Annotated in this window: 12 protein-coding genes, 1 tRNA gene and 1 pseudogene; 4 read left to right on the top strand and 10 right to left on the bottom strand. The window is 71.0% G+C overall.

Annotated features, from left to right (window positions below; genetic code table 11):
- Window positions 1-19: 19 nt before the first annotated feature.
- The 5 genes from IPL40_08780 to IPL40_08760 all read right to left on the bottom strand — a co-directional run bounded on the left by IPL40_08780 (window position 20) and on the right by IPL40_08760 (window position 7,709).
- Window positions 20-1,033, bottom strand: coding sequence for a hypothetical protein (locus IPL40_08780; GenBank protein ID MBK8481255.1), 1,014 nt, complete (start codon window positions 1,031-1,033; stop codon window positions 20-22).
- A 170-nt stretch (window positions 1,034-1,203) separates the two neighbouring features.
- On the bottom strand, window positions 1,204-1,476 hold the full coding sequence (locus IPL40_08775; GenBank protein MBK8481254.1) for a hypothetical protein: 273 nt from the start codon (window positions 1,474-1,476) through the stop codon (window positions 1,204-1,206).
- Window positions 1,476-5,306: a hypothetical protein gene (locus tag IPL40_08770; protein ID MBK8481253.1), complete on the bottom strand. Its 3,831-nt coding sequence runs from the start codon at window positions 5,304-5,306 to the stop codon at window positions 1,476-1,478. The genes IPL40_08775 and IPL40_08770 overlap by 1 nt, the downstream gene beginning before the upstream one ends.
- 191 nt (window positions 5,307-5,497) lie before the next feature.
- Window positions 5,498-6,352, bottom strand: a complete 855-nt coding sequence (locus IPL40_08765) for a DMT family transporter (GenBank protein MBK8481252.1) — start codon at window positions 6,350-6,352, stop codon at window positions 5,498-5,500.
- A 22-nt stretch (window positions 6,353-6,374) separates the two neighbouring features.
- Window positions 6,375-7,709 (bottom strand): hypothetical protein, encoded by a 1,335-nt coding sequence (locus IPL40_08760; GenBank protein ID MBK8481251.1) that lies wholly within the window; start codon window positions 7,707-7,709, stop codon window positions 6,375-6,377.
- A gap of 197 nt (window positions 7,710-7,906) precedes the next feature.
- Here IPL40_08760 and ccsA point away from each other — a divergent pair, with 197 nt between their 5' ends.
- From ccsA to IPL40_08745, 3 genes are all read left to right on the top strand, one after another.
- Window positions 7,907-8,650 carry a cytochrome c biogenesis protein CcsA gene (gene ccsA / locus IPL40_08755; GenBank protein MBK8481250.1) on the top strand — a complete coding sequence of 248 codons (744 nt, stop codon included), beginning with the start codon at window positions 7,907-7,909 and terminating at the stop codon, window positions 8,648-8,650.
- Window positions 8,640-9,389, top strand: a complete 750-nt coding sequence (locus IPL40_08750; GenBank protein ID MBK8481249.1) for a hypothetical protein — start codon at window positions 8,640-8,642, stop codon at window positions 9,387-9,389. The genes ccsA and IPL40_08750 overlap by 11 nt, the downstream gene beginning before the upstream one ends.
- Before the next feature lie 101 nt (window positions 9,390-9,490).
- On the top strand, window positions 9,491-9,781 hold the full coding sequence (locus IPL40_08745; protein MBK8481248.1) for a hypothetical protein: 291 nt from the start codon (window positions 9,491-9,493) through the stop codon (window positions 9,779-9,781).
- Window positions 9,782-9,796: 15 nt separating this feature from the next.
- Here IPL40_08745 and IPL40_08740 read toward each other — a convergent pair whose 3' ends face one another.
- The 3 genes from IPL40_08740 to IPL40_08730 form a co-directional block, all read right to left on the bottom strand.
- Window positions 9,797-11,068, bottom strand: a complete 1,272-nt coding sequence (locus IPL40_08740; protein ID MBK8481247.1) for a TonB-dependent receptor — start codon at window positions 11,066-11,068, stop codon at window positions 9,797-9,799.
- A complete protein-coding gene (locus tag IPL40_08735) occupies window positions 10,974-12,158 on the bottom strand; it encodes a TonB-dependent receptor plug domain-containing protein (GenBank protein ID MBK8481246.1) in 1,185 nt (394 codons plus the stop codon). Before IPL40_08735 ends, IPL40_08740 begins: the two co-directional genes overlap by 95 nt.
- Before the next feature lie 188 nt (window positions 12,159-12,346).
- Window positions 12,347-14,713: a TonB-dependent receptor gene (locus tag IPL40_08730; GenBank protein ID MBK8481245.1), complete on the bottom strand. Its 2,367-nt coding sequence runs from the start codon at window positions 14,711-14,713 to the stop codon at window positions 12,347-12,349.
- 170 nt (window positions 14,714-14,883) lie between these two features.
- On the opposite strand from IPL40_08730, the gene IPL40_08725 reads away from it, so the two are divergent.
- A tRNA-Phe gene (locus IPL40_08725) sits at window positions 14,884-14,956 on the top strand.
- Window positions 14,957-15,015: 59 nt separating this feature from the next.
- Here the strand turns inward: IPL40_08725 and ilvD are convergent.
- Together ilvD and pcnB are read right to left on the bottom strand one after the other, a co-directional pair.
- Entirely contained in the window at window positions 15,016-16,692 is a 1,677-nt protein-coding gene (ilvD, locus tag IPL40_08720) for a dihydroxy-acid dehydratase (protein ID MBK8481244.1), read from the bottom strand.
- Window positions 16,693-17,622: 930 nt separating this feature from the next.
- A pseudogene (gene pcnB, locus IPL40_08715) lies at window positions 17,623-18,468 on the bottom strand (polynucleotide adenylyltransferase PcnB).
- Between the last annotated feature and the right edge of the window lie 112 nt (window positions 18,469-18,580).

Below are 18,580 nucleotides of genomic sequence, written 5' to 3'. Positions count from 1 at the left end.
TGGGGGCGAAGGACCGGCGCTAGGGGCGGAAGGCGAAGGTCACCTGGACGATGCTGCCATCGGCCGAGGGCGTGGCGCCGGTCTGGGTCACCAGGTTCGTGATCGTCTCGCTCGAGAGCACAGAGCCCAGCCCGCCCGGCCAGGGAAAGCTGCAGCTAAGCGTCAGCACGTTGGCCGTCAGCGCGGCCTCGGTGACGGTCCCCGTGCAGCGCGCGATCGTCGTATCCCACTCCGTGACGATGATGCTGTCGTGGTCGAGCACCGCGACGTCGATCGTCTTGCCCAGCAGCTCGCCGCGCTTGAGCCCCCGCAGTAGAACGAGATTCGGCGCGTCGCCGGTGAAGGCCTCGGAGGTGGCCGACTTGCCGCCGACCGCGACCTGCACGCGCGGGTCGCAGCCCCAATCGGTAAGCGCGATGCCGTAGCGCAAGTAGAGCGCGTTGCGGACGAGCGCCAGTTTGGTCATCGAGCCCCAGAGGAAGCCCACCAGGGGCACGATCTTCAGCGCCCAGGTCGCCGGAATGACGAGGTTGCGCGCATCCCAGAGGTTGCAGGCCAGCGCGGCCTCGAAGCCTGACTCGACCCGGTTGAGCCTTAGCGCGTATTCGGTGCCGTCGTCGTAGACCGCCGTCGACGCCGTGCCGCCGCCATAGGCGCCGGCGCCCGTCGGGGTTACGCCGCCCTGCGTGCCGTAGGGGTTGGTGGTCGTGCCCGTGTAGGCGTTGGTCGGCGTGTAGCCGCCGAAGGGATCCTGGGGCGTCGCGCCGGCCTGCGTCGGGGTGCCGGGCTGGGTGCCGGGCTGGGCGCCGGCGAGCGTGCCGCCAGGGCTGAGCGCCTGGTCATAGCCGCCGACGCCAGCCGGGTCGCTGCCGGCGGGCGTGCCGGTCGACGTGCCGGTCGGCGCGCCCTGGCCGTGGTCCCAGGGGGTGCCGAAGTCGGTGCCGCCCTCGTCGGCGCCGCAGGCGACCAGCGCGAGCGCCAGGCCCAAGATCGCCATCATCGTCACGCCGCGCCGCCCTGTCGTGGTCTTCATCGCCGCTCCTCGGGGGCGCCTCGCTGACGCCCCGCATGCTGCCCGACGCTGAGCTTAGATGCGACATGCGTGCCAAGCGCAATGCGCGCTACTTCCATGAAAAATCTACTGATTGCTGACGCTTTTGGCTGCGGGTGGCGCTGGCGACCGGCCGCGCGACGAGGGCCGGATCAGCCAGGCTGGCGGCTCTGGTCGCCAGTCCGCCCGAGGGCGCGGCGGCGGCGGTGGGCCCGGACGAGCGCGGCGAAGGCGGCGAGCGCGGCGAGTGCGAGACCCAGCGATGGCGCGGCCGGCCGCGAGCGCGGGCCGGTCCCGACGCTGCAACCGAGCGCGGCGCTGGCCTCGTGGTCGGCAAGACCCGCCAGCGGGTTGGCCCCGGAGAGGAGCGCGGGCGTCGGCGCCAAGAGCAGCGGCACGCAGCGGAGCTGGCCCGCCGCGCACATCACCGTGCCGCGGCCGCCACTGCCATCGTCGAGCGTGCAGCCCGCCCCGCCCCCCGGGTTGCCGTTGTCGGGAAGCCGTCGCAGTCGTCGTCGAGACCGTTGCATTGCTCGCCCTGCGGCGTGCAGACGGTCGTCGTGGCGCAACCACCCGGCACGTCATCGATCGTGCCGTTGCAGTCGTTGTCGAAGCCGTCGCAGAGCTCGGGCGAGGCCGGCCGCGCCTGGCAATGCAGCTCGCCGCCGGCGCAGATGGTCGTGCCGGCGTAGCAGGCGCCCTGGCCGCCCTCCGTCGGACAGGGCAGGCCCTCGAACTTGGCGACATCCGCGGCCTCGTCGATCTGGCCGTCGCAGTCGTCGTCCAGCCCATTGCAGGTCTCGGCCAGCGGCACACAGCGCGCGGCGGCGGCAGTCGTCGCGGCCGTCGTCGCGGCCGTCGTCGCGGCAGTCGCTGCCTGGTCGCGCGCCAGCGCCAGCAGCAGGGCATTCTGATCGACCGTCGTCGCCGCCGCGTAGGCCGTCGCGTAGGTGCTCGGGTTGTAGGCCGTCACGGGATAGCGCCCGTAGACCGTGTTGGCGTTGGCGTAGAGCCCCGCGTTGGCCAGCCGGGTGCTGCAAGGACTATAGCAATAGCGCTGGCCAGTCGTCGGGTGGAGCGAGACGGTCCCCAGCTCGTTGCTGCAGTCCCTGTTGAGACAGGTCGAGTTCGTCAGATCGCCCGCCACGGGTTGGTAGCCCGCCGCCGCCGCGTAGCTCGAGGCCGCGTAGCTCGAGGCCGCGTAGCTCGAGGAGGACGAGGCCACCCGCGACGCGTCCCACTGCCGCTGGAGCTCGGCGAAGTACGCCTTGGTCGCGGCGGTGGCATCGCCCGCCGCCGTGACCGTGCCGTCCCAGAGGTTGCCGGCCGCCGTCGTGGCCGTCGTCAGGCCCGCCTGGGTCGCCCCCAGCGCCCGCGCCGCAGTCGCGCGCGCCTCTTCCGTCCAGGTGCTGATCGACAGCCCAATCGGCGTGGTCCCCGCTGCAGCGTAGGTCGACACCCCTGCCCCGAGCACGAAGCCGCCTTCGCCGACGAGCCGAGTCTCGCCGCCGTAGTAGGTCGCGAGGATCTGATCGTAGGAGGTCCCCTGTTGCGCGAGTCCCAAGGCCCCGGGTTGGCTCAGCCCGCGTGCATGGCCACCCAGGGCGGGGTTGCTGTACTCCGTCTCGAAGACGCGGCCGTCGAGGAGCAAGAGCTGGCCGCGCGTGCTCTCGACCGCGGCGCGCACGGCCTCGGCGGGGACCGTGCCGCAGCTATACATCTGCGACGAGGTGTCGTCGGTCATGTCGGCACAACCACGCGCCACGCCCTTTCCGCCTCGGGCCTTGTTGTGGCAGACGAAGCCGCGGGCGGCCACGGCCTGGGCCTTCAGCGCCTCGAGCGGCCAGCTCGCCGGCATCTCGCAGGCGAGGACCTGCGGCAGATATTCGGTCTCGAGATCGAGCTCCACGACATTGCCCGTCGCGCAGGTCGCTCCACGGCCGACCCCGATGAGCACACGGACGGTCTGGCAGTCTGCCAGCCCGACGCTCGGATCGTAGGTGAAGCTCAAGGAGGGCGCGGCCAAGGTCTGCTCCACGGCCGAGCCGTCGCCCTTCGGCGAGACCAGCCCGCAGCCCGTCGCCAGCGCGAGCAGACCGACGGCGACGAGGGTAGGCCCGACGCTGGCCCACGCGCGGCCCACCTCCGGGCGGCGCGCGCAGCGCTGCGGCCCCTGCGCGCGACGGCGCCAAAGCCACGCGCCGAGGAGCAAGACCAGGCCCCAAACGCCGGCTGGCGTCCGCGACCCTGGCGAGCGCGCGCCGAGCGCGCAGCCGAACATGCCCGGATCGGCGTCGGCGTCGGCAGCGGCCGCGGCGGCGGCGCTCACGCTAGCAGTCGCCGGCGACGCCGCGGGTGCCGCGAAGTTGAGCGCCACACAGCGCAGCTCGCCCGCGGCGCACATCACCGTGCCCTGGCCGCCGCCCGACTCGATCAGCGTGCAAGGCGCGCCACCGCCCGGATTGCCGTTGTCGGGGAAGCCGTCGCGATCCTCGTCCTTGCCGTTGCAGAGTTCCGGGACCGGCTGAGTGGCGGCCGCGGCGGTGGCCGCGCAGCCGCCGGGCACATCGTCGATCGTGCCATTGCAGTCGTCGTCGAGGCCGTCGCAGACCTCGGGCGCCGGCGCGCGCGGCTGGCAGTGCAGCTCGCCGCCGGCGCAGATCATCGTGCCGGCCTGGCAGCCACCGACGCCGCTGCTCGGGCAGGGAAGGCCCTCGACCTGGCGCAGATCGGCGGCCTCATCGATCTGGCCGTCGCAGTCGTCGTCCAGGCCGTTGCACTGCTCGGCCGTCGGCGTGCAGCGGGCTGCCGTCGCCGCCGTGCCGAGGAGCATCGCGTTGCCGAGGAGCGTCGTATCCGTCGCCGCCGTGGTCAGCACGCTCGCGCAGGCCGCGCGCCGGGTGCAGACGGAGACGCCGCCGCTGCAGACGACGATGCCCAAGCGGCAGTCGCCCAGACCAACCGGGGCGCTCTCTAGCTCGCAGGCGCCGCCGGCGTTCCAGCAGGCCGCCAGACCGCTCGTCGCCGCGTAGCCGCTCAGTGCCGATGGGTACGCAGGCTGGTACGCAGGTTGATAGGTGCTGCCCGCGTAGCCAGCGTAGGTTCCAGCGTAGGTTCCAGCGTAGGTTCCAGCGTAGGTTCCAGCATAGCCAGCGTAGGTTCCAGTAGAGGTCGTCGCCGGATAGGCCGTCCCGGCTGGCTGCCAACCCGGCAGGCTTGGCGCGGTCGTCGTCGAATCAGAGCGCCAGAGTCCCGCCACCGAGCCGACCGGCCAGGCCGCTGCGGCCGCGTCGACGGTCCCGCTCCAGGCGCTTCCGGCCCACTCGGAGGCCTGCTCTGCGGCCTCGGCCACCGTGGCCGCCGCCTTGCGCGCGGCGATCACGGCCGGCTCGACGACCCTATTGGCGTCGGGCAGGGTCCACCACGAGGACCCCCCGTCCCCCGCCTCGACTGTAGCCGACGCGTTCGTCCCGGTCGCCGTCGCGAACTGCGGCGCCTCGACGGAGCCACCCGTAAAGAAGCTGGTCCGCATCCCGGCCCCAGCGCTGCTGAAGCTGAAGTGAACGTGGTTGCGGTGCAGCAGGTCGCCCGAGCGTCCGGCGCGGGCCAAGTCGGAACAGGAGCTGCAGTAGCGCGTGCAGCGCTCGCTCCAGCCCTCGGCGCACTCCTCATCGATGCTCGCCGACCAGATGCGCTCGTTGTAAATGATTGTGGTGATGCCCCAGCGGCGGGCATTCGCGTGGCGCCTTCCAGTCGCATCCGAGGCCAGCAGCCAGGCCAGGAGCTCCTCGGCCGCGGCGCGCGTCGCGCTCGAGCCGCTGACGCCCCAATCCCAGGCGCGCCCCTCGACGTGAGCACTGCGCTCCGCACCGACGCGGCTGCCGCAGGTCCGAGCGATGCCGTTGTCGCTGCCGCAGGCGAAGTGGTTCAGGACGAACTCGCGAAAGGCCAGGACCCCCGGCTTGGGCGTCGCGTCACAGGTCGTCGAAGGCTCGGGCGGGCTGGCGGCGTCTACCGCGCCGATGATCTCCAGCTCCGGCAAGGGCGCGTCGCTGCAGGCCGAGCCGTTCAGGCTCGGTCCGAAGCTGACGAGCTCGATTCCCGCGACCAGCTCACCCTCGTCGCCATGCGCCTCGGCAGCCTCGGCTGCCAGCGCCTCGGGGGAAGCAGCGCCGCCCGAGAGCGGCGCACAGCCGGCAGCCAGCGTGGCGAGCAGCGCGAGTCCGACGGTCCTATGTCGCAGGAAAAGAGTCACCGACGAGAGGTGGAAGCAACCGGCGTGCCGTCGGCTCGATGACTGAAACCCTTGGAGATATGAGGAGGGGCTTCTTCCTATCGCTTGCCTCGGGTCTGCTGGGGCCGGGATGGTTGACCCCATCGCCAGCCGCCGGAAGACCGATCGGCCAGGGACTCCGGCGCCTATCAACCCGCTCGGTCCGCTAGCGGCTACCGCGCCCTCGCCTTTCGCTGCAGCACCAGCGCCAGACCGGCGCCGACGATCGCGGCCCCGCCGAGCAGGGCCAGGCGATCCGGCAGCTCGTGCCAGAAAAGGTAGCCGATCACCAGCGCCCAGACGACCGAGCTATAGCTCGCGGCGGCCACCCGCGAGGCCTCATCACGCCGATAGGCGTGGGTCAGCAGCACCTGCCCGAGGCCGGCGGCAGCCGCGGTGCCCGTCAACAGCCACCATTGGCGCGGGTTGGGCCAGACGAACTGGCCGAAAGTGAGCGCCGCGCCACCGAGCACGTCGACCGCGGTGAAGGCGATGACGATCAGCAGCGGGTCGTCGGTGGCGCTCAAGCGACGCACGGCCAGGTGGGCCAGCGCGCTGACGACGGCGCCCAGCGCCGCGACCAGCGCCGGCAGGTCGAAGTGCGCGCTCCCCGGACGCATCACGAGCAGCGCACCGGCGAGGCTGGCGAGGAGCACGAGCGCGGTCCCGCGGGTCGTTCGCTCTCCAAGCACGGAGGGCGCCAGCGCGGCGACGAAGAGCGGCTGGAGCCGATTGAGCAGCGTGACGATGGCCAGCGGGCCGCGCTGCAGGGCGAAAAAATAGCAGAGCATCCCGGCGAAGCCGAGCAGGCTACGCGCCAGCATCAGCAGCGGACGTCGCGCCCGCAGCGGCACCCGCCACGCCCGTGCGAGGAGCACGAGCGGGGGCAGGCTGAGCAAGGCTCGCACGAGCACCGCCTCGGCGAAGGGAAAGGCGGGGCCCAGCGCCTTGACGCAGGCGCTCATCGCCGCGAAGGCGGCGGACGCCAGCAGCATCAGCGTCACACCGCTGAGCGAGGTTGACCGCATCGTCGGCGAGGCCGTTCCCGCGCTAGCGCGCCTTCGGCACGCCGAAGACGGCACCCTCGCCCGGTCGCTTGCACCAGGCGCCAGGCTGCTGCACCGCGGCCTCGATCGTCGCGGCCTCAGTCCAGCCCGTCCGCACGGCCATCGCGTCGAGCTCGCGCCGCCCCAGCCCGCGCAGCGCCTGATAGGCCGTCTTGTTGCGCATCGTCGAGTTCCAGAAGAGAAAGCCCTCGGCGCCCGCCGCGCGAGCCGCGAGGACCTGCCGCTTGATGAAGTCGGCGCCAAAGAAGGGCACGTTGTTGGGGTAGGCCTGCAGGAAGGGGCGCAGCGCCACCTTGGGCGGCATCTTCAGCCGGGCGCGCCAGAGCCCGCATTGGATGAAGTCGTAGACCCACTCGCTGATCGTCTGATCGCGGAAGTAGCTCGTCATGCCGTTGGCGTACATCATCGGCGAGATCGCCTCGACATAGCGCGACATCGTCTCGACCGTTTGGCCGAGCTGCCGCGGATCGCCGTCGACGAGCGTCGTCAGACCGTAGATGTCGACCGAGAGGGGCACCTTCAGCGCGCGATCGGCGCGCTCGAGGAAGCCGGTGATCAGCTCGGAGCGCGTGCGCGTATCGCCGACCTGATGGAGCCAGAGGCCGACCTTGCCGGCCTTGCCCTTGGGGAAGCGAATATAATCGAGCTGGATCTCATCGACGCCGTAGCTCTCCCATTCGCGCGCCAGATCGATGATGTAGTCCTGCACCTCGGCCGACCATGGGTCGATCCAACCGGCGCCGGCACGGAAGAGCCGCCGCCCCTGGGGCTGGAAGCGCACCGAGAGATCGGGCCGCACATAGGGCAGGCGACTGTCCTTGAAGCAGACGATGCGCGCGATCACGTAGATGCCGCGCCGATGGAAGGTCTCGAGCATGGCGCGCGGATCGCGCATCAGCGGTCGCTGCACGCCGCGGCTCAGCGGCACCGCGCTCGGCCAAAGCACCTGACCCCAGTCGTCCTTGACGTCGATCACGACCGCGTTCATCAGCGCGTCCCGCATCACGCCGGACGCGCGCTCGGCGCCCAGGCGATGCAGGTAGGCCGCCGTCAGGTAGAAGCCGCGCGCGGCGCGGCCGAGCGGCGTCAGCGTGTCGGCGAGGCCATGGTCGGGGTAAACCTTGCGCGTGTAGGGGCGCAGCTCCGTCGAGTAGCTGCGGCGTTGCAGCTCCTCGGCGCTGGGTGACTGGCCAGGTGACTGGCCAGGCGACTGGCCGGGCGACTGGCCAGCGGGGATGGTGAGGGGCCAGAGCGCCACCGCCAGCAGGGCCAGCGCGGCCGCAATCGATCTTCTAGCGGCACCATCTTGCTGAGCCATCGTGCCTTCCCCCGCATGGGCGATGCGACTCGCCCCTGCGAGGCACCACGCGCCGTCGAATGATAGTCCGCCTGACGCGGCCGTCGCCACTTCACCAGGGCACCCGACGCCAAGGGCAGCGCTCCAGCGGGAAGGGCTTGAGCCACGGCGGGGCGCGGCGTAGCTTTCACCCTCGCCCTCCTCGGGGCCCCCACTCGATGTCGACCGCGCTCCTCATCGCTGCCCTGCTGCTGCAGGCCGCCGCCGTCGCCAGCGCCCTCGGTCAGCGGGCGCGGTGGGGCCGGGCTTGCCTGGCGCTCGGCGTGAGCCTGCAGACGGCGGGGCTGGTGGGCCGCGGCCTGGCGATCGGCTTCTTCCCCCTGACCACCAAGCTCGAGTCCTTCAGCGCCCTCGGCCTGGCGCTGGCCCTGGTCGCGCTGGCGACCTGGCAGCCGGCGCGTTGGTATACGGTGCCGCTCGTGCTGCTGGCGACGATCACCAGCGGCGCGGCGCTCGCCTTCCCCTGGACGCTGCGCTTTCCCCCGCCCCTGATGCGCAGCATCTGGTACCCGCTACATGTGCCGCTGGCCTTCGGCGCCTATGCCCTCTGGGCGGCGGCGGCCGCGGCGGCGCTGGCCTGGTGGCACGACCGCAATCCCGAGTGGCTGCGCCGGCTCGACCGCCGCGCGCTGCAGGGCTTCGGGCTGTGGTCCCTCTCGATGATCTGCGGCGGCATCTGGGGCGTCGTCGCCTGGGGGGCCTACTTCCTCTGGGACCCGAAGGTGATCTGGTCGGTGATCCTCTGGCTGCACTACGCGTCCTTCCTGCACCTGCGCTTGACCCCCTCGCTGAGCGGACGGAGCTGGGTGCGCCCCGCCTTGGCCGGGATCGGCCTCGCCTGGGTCGGGGTGGCCTACGTCGGCACCTCGTTCTTCTTCGGCGCCTCGAGCCATGCCTTCTAGCGGCCCGGCCACCAAAGGCTGGCTGCCGCTGCTGCGCTCGCAGGGCCTCGGGCTGCTCTGCGGCCAAGGCGCCGTGCTGCTGCTCGCCATCGGCTCGATCGTGCTCGCCGCCACCCGCGAGGGCGCCTCGGCGCGGGTCCAGCTCGATGATCTTCGCGCCTTCTTCGCCCCGCCCTCGGCCTGGCACCTCTGGCTCTACCTGCTGATCGTCGTGCTCGTGATCTACGGCCTGAACACGGCGCTCTGCACCTGGCAGAGCACCCTGCGCAAGTGGCGCGGCGGCCAACGCAGCCCCTGGGCGCATGGGCCCGCGCTGCTGCACCTCGCCTTCCTGGTGGCGCTGCTCGCGCATCTGATCGGTGGTCTGGGAGGGAGCGAGCAGCCGCCCTTGGTGCTGACGACGACGGGCTTCACCAGGCTCGATGCGCAGCACCGCGCGCGCCTGCGGACGCTGAGGCTCGAGACGCATCCCGACGGCTCGCGGCGCCAGGCCACCGCCCGCCTCACGCTCGAGGCGGCCGGCGGCGCCCGGCGCGAGGTCGACCTGCGCTACAACGAGCCACTGGTGCTCGCAGCCGGCACGCGCTTGCTGCTGCTCGCCGGCGTCTTCCAGCAAGCGGGTCAGCCGCCCGAGATTGCGCTCCGCGTGCGCCAGGCGCCTGGCACGCCCTGGGCGCTGGCCTCGGCGCTGCTGCTGCTGCTCGGACTCGTGCTGATGCAGCGTCGCTTTTGGGCCTGAGGCCCGCGCGCCGCGATCGGCCCTGCCCGGGGACGACCGACGCGGCTCCCCGCCGAGTCAGGTAAGATGGACGGGCGCGTAGGTCGCGCGAGGAGGCGACAATGGCAGCCAATCAAGCGGGGCAGCTCAGTGTGCGCGGCATCGTCGTGACGGTCAGGCTCGACGACGAAGGCGAGGCCCTGGCGGTGGCCGTGGCGACCGCCGAGGGCGAGCAGTACCTGATCGACAGCGGCGAGAAGGGCGATGAGCTGCTCAACTTCGTCGAGGCCTTCGTCGAGGTCGTCGGCCTCGCGCGCCTCGCCGACGGCGAGCTCCACCTCAGCGTCAGCGACTACCAGCTCGTCGAAGCCGCGCCGGGCGAGGACGAGGAGGGCGACGAAGGCCTGCCCTAGCGCGCAGCAGGCTGGCTAGAGCGTCAGCTCGACGCTACCGATCACCGAAACCCCGAAGTAGGGGTTCGGCACCGGCTCCAGCCCGGCGGCCAGCTCGAAGAAGCCGTTGGGCTGAAAGGCTCGCTGGTCGAGCAGGTTGTAGGCGTCCACCGCCAAGCGCAGGCCACCCTTCGCCAGCAGGTAACGGAGGCCCGCGTTCCAGGTCGCGGTCGGGCCGACCGAGTCCAAGGTCTGGTCGGTGAAGGCGCCGAGCGCCACCGGGCTCCTGACGGGCAGGCCGTCGGCCATGCGCCCAACAAAGAGCGTGCTCGCTCCCGCACCGCGTCGATTGGGATCCTCGAGCCCGCCGACGACGATCAGGTTCGAGCTCAGAAACAAGCGCTGCGCCCAGAGCGGCAGCAGCGCCTGCAGCGTCAACCACTGATTCGGCTGCGAGCGCAGCTTGCCCTGATTGTCGGTGGCGCCGTCGAGGAAGCTATAGCCGAGCGTGAAGCTCTGCCCGCGCTTGAGCTGAAGGCGCAGCAGCAGCTCGGCGGTGTGCAGCCCGATCGAGGCCACGTTGACGAAGCGCCCCTCGATCACCTGGATCAGGTTGCTGACCGCGGTGTAGGCGTAGTCCGCGCGCAGGCTGAGCAGCCGGATCGCCTCGTGGTTGGAGAGCAGCCTGACGTTGAGCTCGCCCTGAAGCGCCCGGCTGCGCTCGACCTTGAGCTCCGGGTTGCCGATCCACGAGACGACGTTGCCGCTGTCCGTCTTGAGCAGCGAGGGTGGCCGAAAGCCCTCGGCGTAGTTGGCCTTGAGACTCAGGTCGGCCGTCGGCGCCCAGACCGCCGCAGCCGAGAAGAGCACCACCGGGTCGAGCGCCCGCTTGCCACCGTAGAGCTGCAGACGCGTCGCCGCGTTGAGCACCACCTGTTGCGCCAGACGCGTCTCCGCGCTGGCAAACAACCCGCTCGTCAGCCGGTCCGAGGCGTAGTGCACGGCCACCGGGCAGAGGTTGTCACCGACCGCCGGGGGGCAGGGCGAGCCCTGGATCTGGTTGCCAGCGAACACCGCGGGGCTGGCGCGCCAGCGCGCGAGATTGAGCGGCATCTGATCGTAGAAGACCTCGCCACCCGCGAGCAAGCGGGTGTTGCCGGACAGCGCGATGTCGCCGTCGAGCGAGAGCCCGCTGCGCGTGCTGAGGTAGCTCTCATAAACCGACACGCCGCCTTGCAGCAGCTCCGAGGGGAGGGCCAGTGAGAGGGGATCGTAGGCGATCCGGTACTGGACGTAGAACGCGCGCATCGAGGCCGAGCCGCTCGCGCCAGAGGCGCGGACGATAGCGCAGCACGGCCATCCGGTTGCCGATGTCGTAGCGGGTGCCGCGGGTCAAGCGGTCCGGGTCGACGCGGTTGGCGCAGGCCTCCGCGTGGGCGGGATTGCGGCAGTCCAGCGCATCCTCGTCGAGCCGCTCGATCGCCGACGAGCCAATCGGCGTGGCCGCGAAGGCGAAGCGATTGAAGGGGACGCTCCAGTGCAGCGAGAGCGCGCCGTACTGCGCGTTGCCCGAGAGGTCGATCTGGCGCGCATCGCCTGAGCTCGCCGTGAAGTCGGGCTCCATCACGATCGGCGAGGGCGTCAGCTGAGAGACCACCAGCCGCAGGGGCAGGCCGAAGCCGCCCTGGCGGAACCTGCGATAGGCGGCGTGGCCGAAGAGCTTGAGCTTGCCGCCGAGGAGCTTCGTCCCGCCCATCAGGTAGACGCGGGTATCGCCCTGGCGACCGCTGGGGCCGCCGCCATAGCTGGCATGGGCCTCGAGGCCATCGAGGTCGTCGGCGGTCTTGGTCACCAGGCTGACCACGCCGACGAAGGAGTTCGAGCCCCAGAGCACGCCGCCTGGACCAGTCGTCACCTCGGCCCGCTGGACGGTCTCGATCGGCAGCAAGGCCGGCAGCAGGACAAAGCCGATCGGGTCGTACATGTCGACGCCGTCTTGCAGATAGAGCGCGCCGAAGAGCATCCCACGGGTCAGGGGCGTGGCCACGACATTGTAGCCCCAGCCGTGGGTGAGAAAGCCCGGGACCATCCCGAGCGCGTCGGCCAGCAGGCGAAAGCCCTGCTGGTGGATCTGCTCGCTGGTGATCACCGTCACGACCGCGGGCGCCTCTTGGACCGTGGTCGGCGTCTTCATCGCCGAGAGCACGAGGTCCTCGAGCGCGGGCGCCGAGGAATCGGGAGCGATCGCGTCCCCAGGGGCTCGAGCGCTACCGCTGCCGCGGCGCCCGCTCCCCGCGGGGTCCGGCGCTGCCTGCGCCGGCGGCGCCGCCAGCGAGCCGGCGAGCCCGAGGCAGGCAACGAGGGTCCAGATCCGCCACCAGGGTCGAGCTGAAGCCATCCCTCTCACCTCCGCTGCTGGAGCCAGTGTCGCCCGCGCGCGATCAGTCTTACGCCCGCGTCCAGCGCGGGACAACTGCTCAGCGCGATGCTGTTCAGCGCGATGCGGGGGGGGGCGCGCGGCGCGCGCGGCCACGACACCGAGCCGGGCACAGGGACGGGCGACGCGGGCGCTCCAGCGGCTCGGCGTCAGAGCGCGAGCTCGACGCTGCCGAAGACCGAGACGCCGCGGTAGGGATTGGGGACGGGCTCCAAACCCGACGCCAGCTCGAGGAAGCCGTTGGGCTGGAAGCCGCGCTGGTCGAGGAGATTATAGGCGTCGACGGCCAGGCGCAGGCCGTAGTCGCTGAGCAGGTAGCGTAGGCCCGCGTTCCAGCTCGCGGTCGGCCCGACGGAGTCGATCGTCTGATCGGTGAAGCCCCCCGTGACCACCGGGCTCTGGACCGGCAGGCCATTGGCCATCCGTCCGAGGTAGATCGCAGTCGTCGACGCGCCGCGCCGATTCGGATCCTCGAAGCCGCCGACGACCGTCAGGTTCGAGGTGAGGAAGAAGCGCTGGCCGATCAGCGGCAGCAAGGCCTGCAGGGTCAGCCACTGATTGGGCTGCGAGCGCAGCTTGCCCTGATCGTCGCTGGCGCCATCGAGGAAGCTGTAGCCGAGCGCGAAGCTTTGACCGCCCTTGAGATTGATCCGCGCCAGCAGCTCGGCGCTGTGGGTGCCGATCGACGCCACGTTGACGAAGCGGCCCTCGTTGAGCTGGATGAAGTTGCTGACCCAGGTATAGGCATAATCAGCGCGGAGGCTCAGCGATCGGATGCCGCCGTGATCGGCGAGCAGCCTGACGTTGGCCTCGCCCTGGAGCGCACGGCTGCGCTCGACCTTGAGCTCCGGGTTGCCGAGCCAGGAACCAACGCTGTTGCTGTCGGTCTTGAGCAGCGAGGGCGGCCGAAAGCCCTCGGCGAAGTTGGTCTTGAGGCTGAGGGCCGGCGTCGGCGCCCAGACCGCCGCACCGGAGAAGAGCACGACCGGATCGAGCGCCCGCTTGCCGCCGTAGAACTGCACGCGCGTCGCCGCGTTGAGCACCAGCTGACCCGGCAGCCGGCGCTCAGCGCTGACAAAGAGCCCACTCGTCAGGCGATTGGAGGCATTATGGACCACCACTGGACAGAGGTTATCCGGCGTGGCCGGCGGACAGGGTGCGCCATTGAGCGAGCCACCGGCAAAGAGCGAGGGGTCGGCGCGCCAGCGCGCGATGTTTGCTGGCATCTCGTCGTAGAAGAGCTCGCCCCCAGCGAGCAGGCGGATGTCGCCAGGCAGGACCGCCTGGGCGTCGAGGGAGAGCCCGGAGCGGGAGCTGACGTAGCTCTCGTAAATTGAAACACCGCCACGCAGCAGCTCAGAGGGCAGCACCGAGGCCAGGGGCTCGTAGGCGATGCGGTACTGCACGAAGAAGGCGCGCGCGTCGAGGGCGAGGCGCTCGCGCCATAGGCGTGGGCGGAAGCGCAACACCGCCAGGCGGTTGCCGAAGTCGTAGCGCGTCCCGCGAGAGGTACGGTCGGGGTCGACGCGGTTGGCGCAGGCCGCCGCTTGGCGTGGATCGGCGCAATCGAGCGCGTCCTCATCGAGTCGCTCCAGCGCCGCGGTCCCGACCGGTGAGGCGGGGAAGGCGACACGATTGAAGGGCACGCTCCAGTGCAGCGACAGGTCGCCGTATTGCGCGTTGCCCGTCAGATCGAGCTGGCGGGCGTAGCCCGACGCGCCGGTGAAGTTCGGCTCCATGATCGTGGGCCCCGCGGCGAGGTTGCCGAGCACGATCCGCAGCGGCATACCAAAGCCGCCCTCCGTCCAGCCGCGATAGGCCGCGTGGCCGAAGAGCTTGAGCTTGCCAGCGAAGAGCTTCGTCCCGCCCATTACATAGAGGCGCGTCTCGTGACGGCGTCCCGACGGTCCACCGCCGTAGCTGACGTGGGTCTCGAGGCCGTCCAGATCGTCGGCCGTCTTGGTCACCAGGTTGACAACGCCGACGAAGGAGTTGGAGCCCCAGAGCACGCCGCCGGGACCACTCGTCACCTCGGCCCGCTGCAGCGTCTCGACGGGGAAGGCCGCGGGCAGCAGCACGAAGCCGATCGGGTCGTACATATCGACGCCGTCCTGCAGGTAGAGCGCGCCGAAGAGAATCCCGCGGGTCAGCGGCGTCGCCACGACGTTGTAGCCCCAACCGTGGTTGAGGAAGCCGGGGACCATGCCCAGCGCGTCAGCGAGGTAGCGAAAGCCCTGTTGGTGGATCTGCTCGCTGGTGATGACGGTGACAATGGCGGGCGCCTCTTGCACGGTGGTCGGCGTCGTCATCGCGGCGAGGACGATATCCTCGAGCGCGGGCGCCGCAGCGCTCGCAGCGCCCGCAGCGCCCGCAGCAGCGCCGGCGCGGTGGCGCGCGGGTGCCCCAGCGCCAGCGGCGGCGGGCTCCGCATGGGTCGTCGGCGCCGGGGCCAGGGCCAGGGCCAGGGCCAGGGCCGTCAGCCGCCGGACGCGCGGCGCGGGCCGAGCCGGCGTCATCGCCCTGCCTCGGCCCGGCCGACCGGCAGCCGATGCCCGTCGCGAGCGCCGCATTGACCAGCTCGAACTGACCTGCTAGACATCCTGCGCTCGGGCGCTTTGCCACGTTGGCCGTGCTCGAGCGCTTTCCCGGCCTGGCCAGCGCAGCCCGGAGAGCGCCTCCGCCCGACGCCCAGGTAGCTCAGTCGGTAGAGCAGGGGACTGAAAATCCCCGTGTCGGTGGTTCGATTCCGCCCCTGGGCACTCGACTCGCGATTGGCCATAGCGCCGCCCCCTCGCTGCTGCATGCGTTCTCGCTGCGCTCACTCGTCGGTAACGCAGCCCTCGGCCGCCGACTTGACCCGCTGAATGTACTTGAAGAGCGTGCCGCGCGTCGCCTTCAGCGGCGGTGGCGCGAAGGAAGCGCGCCGCCGCGCGAACTCGTCGGGGCTGAGCTCGAGGTCGATGCGGTTGGCGGCGGCGTCGATGGTGATGCGATCGCCGTCCTGCACGAGCGCGATCGGACCACCGACCTGCGCCTCCGGCGTGACGTGGCCGATGATGAAGCCGTGCGAGCCGCCGGAGAAGCGCCCGTCGGTGATCAGGGCAACCTCGCTGCCCAACCCCGCGCCCATGATCGCCGAGGTCGGCGTCAGCATCTCGGGCATCCCAGGCCCACCCTGGGGTCCCTCATAGCGAATGACCACGACGTCGCCCTTGGCGATCTCGCCGCGCTCGAGCCCCGCGAGCATCGCCTCCTCGGCGTCGTAGACCCTCGCCGGGCCGGAGAAGCGCTCGCCCTCCTTGCCCGTAATCTTGCCGACGGCGCCATCGGGCGCGAGGCTGCCCCGCAGAATCTGGATGTGCCCCGTCGCCTTGATCGGGGCGCTGAGGGGGAGAATCACGCGCTGTCCCGCGCTGAACCCCGGCAGCGACGCGAGGTTCTCGGCGATCGTGCGCCCGGTCACGGTCAAGCAGCTCCCGTCGATTAGCCCCTCGGCCAAGAGGTACTTCATCAGCGCGGGAATGCCGCCGACCTGGTGCAGATCCTCCATCACGTACTGCCCGCTCGGCTTGAGATCGGCGATGAAGGGCACGCGGCGGGCGACGCGCTGGAAGTCCTCGAGCGCCAGCGGCACCTCGACGGCGCGGGCCATCGCGATCAGATGCAGCACCGCGTTGGTCGAGCCGCCAAGCGCCATCACGACGACCATCGCGTTCTCGAAGGCGCCGCGCGTCATCAGGTCGCGCGGCTTGAGGTCGCGCTCGAGCAAGACCCGTAACGCCGCGCCGGCCGCCCGGCACTCCTCTAGCTTCTCAGGCGCCGTCGCCGGAATCGAGGCGCTGCCGGGCAGCGACATGCCGAGCGCCTCGATCGCGCTGGCCATCGTGTTTGCGGTGTACATGCCACCGCAGGCCCCAGCCCCGGGACAGGCGTGGCGCACGACGGCATCATGCTCGCTCTCGCCGATCGTTCCGGCCACCAGCTCGCCGTAGCTTTGAAAGGCGGAGACGATGTCGAGCTTGCGCTCTTTCCAGCAGCCCGCGCGAATGGTCCCGCCGTAGACCATCAGCGCCGGGCGGTTGAGTCGGCCCATCGCGATCATCGCGCCCGGCATGTTCTTGTCGCAGCCGGGCAGCGCGATCAGCCCATCGTACCAATGGGCGGCGATCACGCTCTCGATCGAGTCGGCGATCAAATCGCGGCTCTGCAGTGAGTAGCTCATCCCGTCGGTGCCCATGGAGATGCCGTCGCTGACGCCGATCGTGTTGAAGCGCAGCCCGACGAGGCCGGCCGCCTGTACACCGGCCTTGACCTCCGCCGCGAGGTCGAGGAGGTGCATGTTGCAGGTATTTCCCTCGTACCACATGCTCGCGATGCCGACCTGCGCCTTGGCCATATCGGCCTCGGTCAGGCCCACGCCGTAGAGCATGGCCTGTGAGGCCCCCTGCGACTTGGACTGGGTGATGCGCGCGCTGTAGCGGTTGAGCTTGCTCAAGGTATCGTCCCTCTGGTGATCGTCCCGCGGGTGGTCGTCTCGCGGGTGGTAGCGGCCCGTGCTTCAGTTGTCGCTGGGCGCCTCGGCGAGCGCCTGGGCGGGCACCTCGGTGGCGGCTGTGGCGCCGTCGCGGCGCGGGCCCCGCCGCCTGCGCCGCCGCCGCCCACTGCGCGGCGCGGCGCCCTCCGCCTCCGCCGCGCCCTCATCGTCGGCGAGAGCGGCCTCCCCGAGCGCAGCGCGACGCAGCTGCTGCAGCTGCTGCGCCTCGGCGAAGTAGCCACGCTGGGCCACCGCACCGCGCGTGCGTGCGCGCTCGAGCCGCCGCTGCGCGACGAGGATCAACCGTATTCGCTCGCGGTGCCGCCGCGCGACCTGCAGCCGCTGCCCGACCACGTGCACGAGCGCGTCGACCTGCTCCACGGTGACGGCGAGCTTGAGCTCGCGCCGCAGCGAGCGCCGCACCAGCGGGCTGAGCAGCGCCGCCAGCAACAAGGGATCGGCGGGCGGCGGCGCCGTCTGTCGCACGAGCTGATCGAGGACCTCGAGCTGCTGCCAGACGAGCGCCCCCGTCGAGCGGCGTTCCATCGGATCGGAGAGCTCGAGCAGGCCGAGCAGCCGCTCGACCAAGGCGCCCTCGTCGATCTCGGTGGCGCTGAGCAGCCGCTCCAACGCCTGCTGCGCTGCGCTGGGCGGCGCCTCCGCCTCCGGATCCGGCGGCGACTCGGCCACGCTATCGGCTTCGGCGACCTCCGCCACCAAGGCACGCAGCGCCGCGGCAGCCTCGCTCGCCGAGAGACCCTCTGCCTCCTGCGCTGGATCGTCGCCCTCGCTGCCCTCGCTCGAGGCCTCGAGGCGCGGCGCCGATCCGAGGCGCCGGCCAGCCCGCAGCACCGGCGCCAGCACTCCCGCCTCGGGCAAGGCCGGAGCGGGCAAGACGGCGGCGATCTCGGGCATCAGCACGGCCAGCGCGCCGAGCTCATGCATCAGCTGAAAGGTCTTCGTCGCCGTGCCGCTGCGCAGCAGGCGGTAGAGTTCTTCGAGCACCCGCGCGACCGAACAGGCCGCGAGCAACCCCCGATGGCGCACCGCGGCGGCGCGGGTCTGCGGCTCGATCTCCAGGCCCAGGCGCGCCGCGAACTTGATCGCTCGAATGATCCGCACCGGGTCTTCGGGAAGGCGCACGTCGGGATCGCCGATCGTGCGCACCAAGCGCGCCCGGAGGTCGCTCAGCCCATCGACGACGTCGATGATCTTGCCCGACGCGAGGTCGTAGAAGAGGCCATTGATCGTGAAGTCGCGGCGCAGCGCGTCTTCCTCGGCCGTGCCGAACTGGTTGTCCTGCCAGATCAGGGGCACGCCCTCGTTGGGCTGCTCGGGGGTGCTGCGAAAGGTCGCAGTCTCGATCACCTTGCTGCCGAAAAAGACGTGCGCGAGGCGGAAGCGCCGCCCAATGATCCGGCTGTTACGAAACACGCGGCGGATCTGCTCCGGCGTAGCGCTGGTGGCGACGTCGAAGTCCTTGGGCGCGTGCCCGAGCAGGAGGTCGCGCACGCAGCCACCGACGAGGAAGGCCTGGTGGCCGTGCTGGCTCAGGCGCCGCACGACCTTGGCCGCGTCCCCGTCAATGCGATCGACCGTAATCGGGTGCAAACGCTGCGTCACGAACCCTACCGCCACTGGGCGCTCGGAAATCCGGTACCTCGGGTAACACACTCGCTTGCGGCTGCCAAGCACGCCGCTGGGCGGTGGGTAGCGTTGAAGGCAGCGTCGGTGCACGGGCGACCGCACGAGCGCCGCATCCAAGCGGCGATCGCGGGTCGGCGCGGCCCCGCTGTGGGCGACGAAGGATCAGGGGTAGCGCCGGGCTGCGGGCCTGCCTATCATCGGC

This window comes from Pseudomonadota bacterium, assembly GCA_016711215.1.
In the GTDB taxonomy this organism is placed as follows: Bacteria; Myxococcota_A; Polyangia.
The sequence above is the reverse complement of the archived record's forward strand: the minus strand, read 5'-3'. Positions and strand labels throughout refer to the sequence as shown.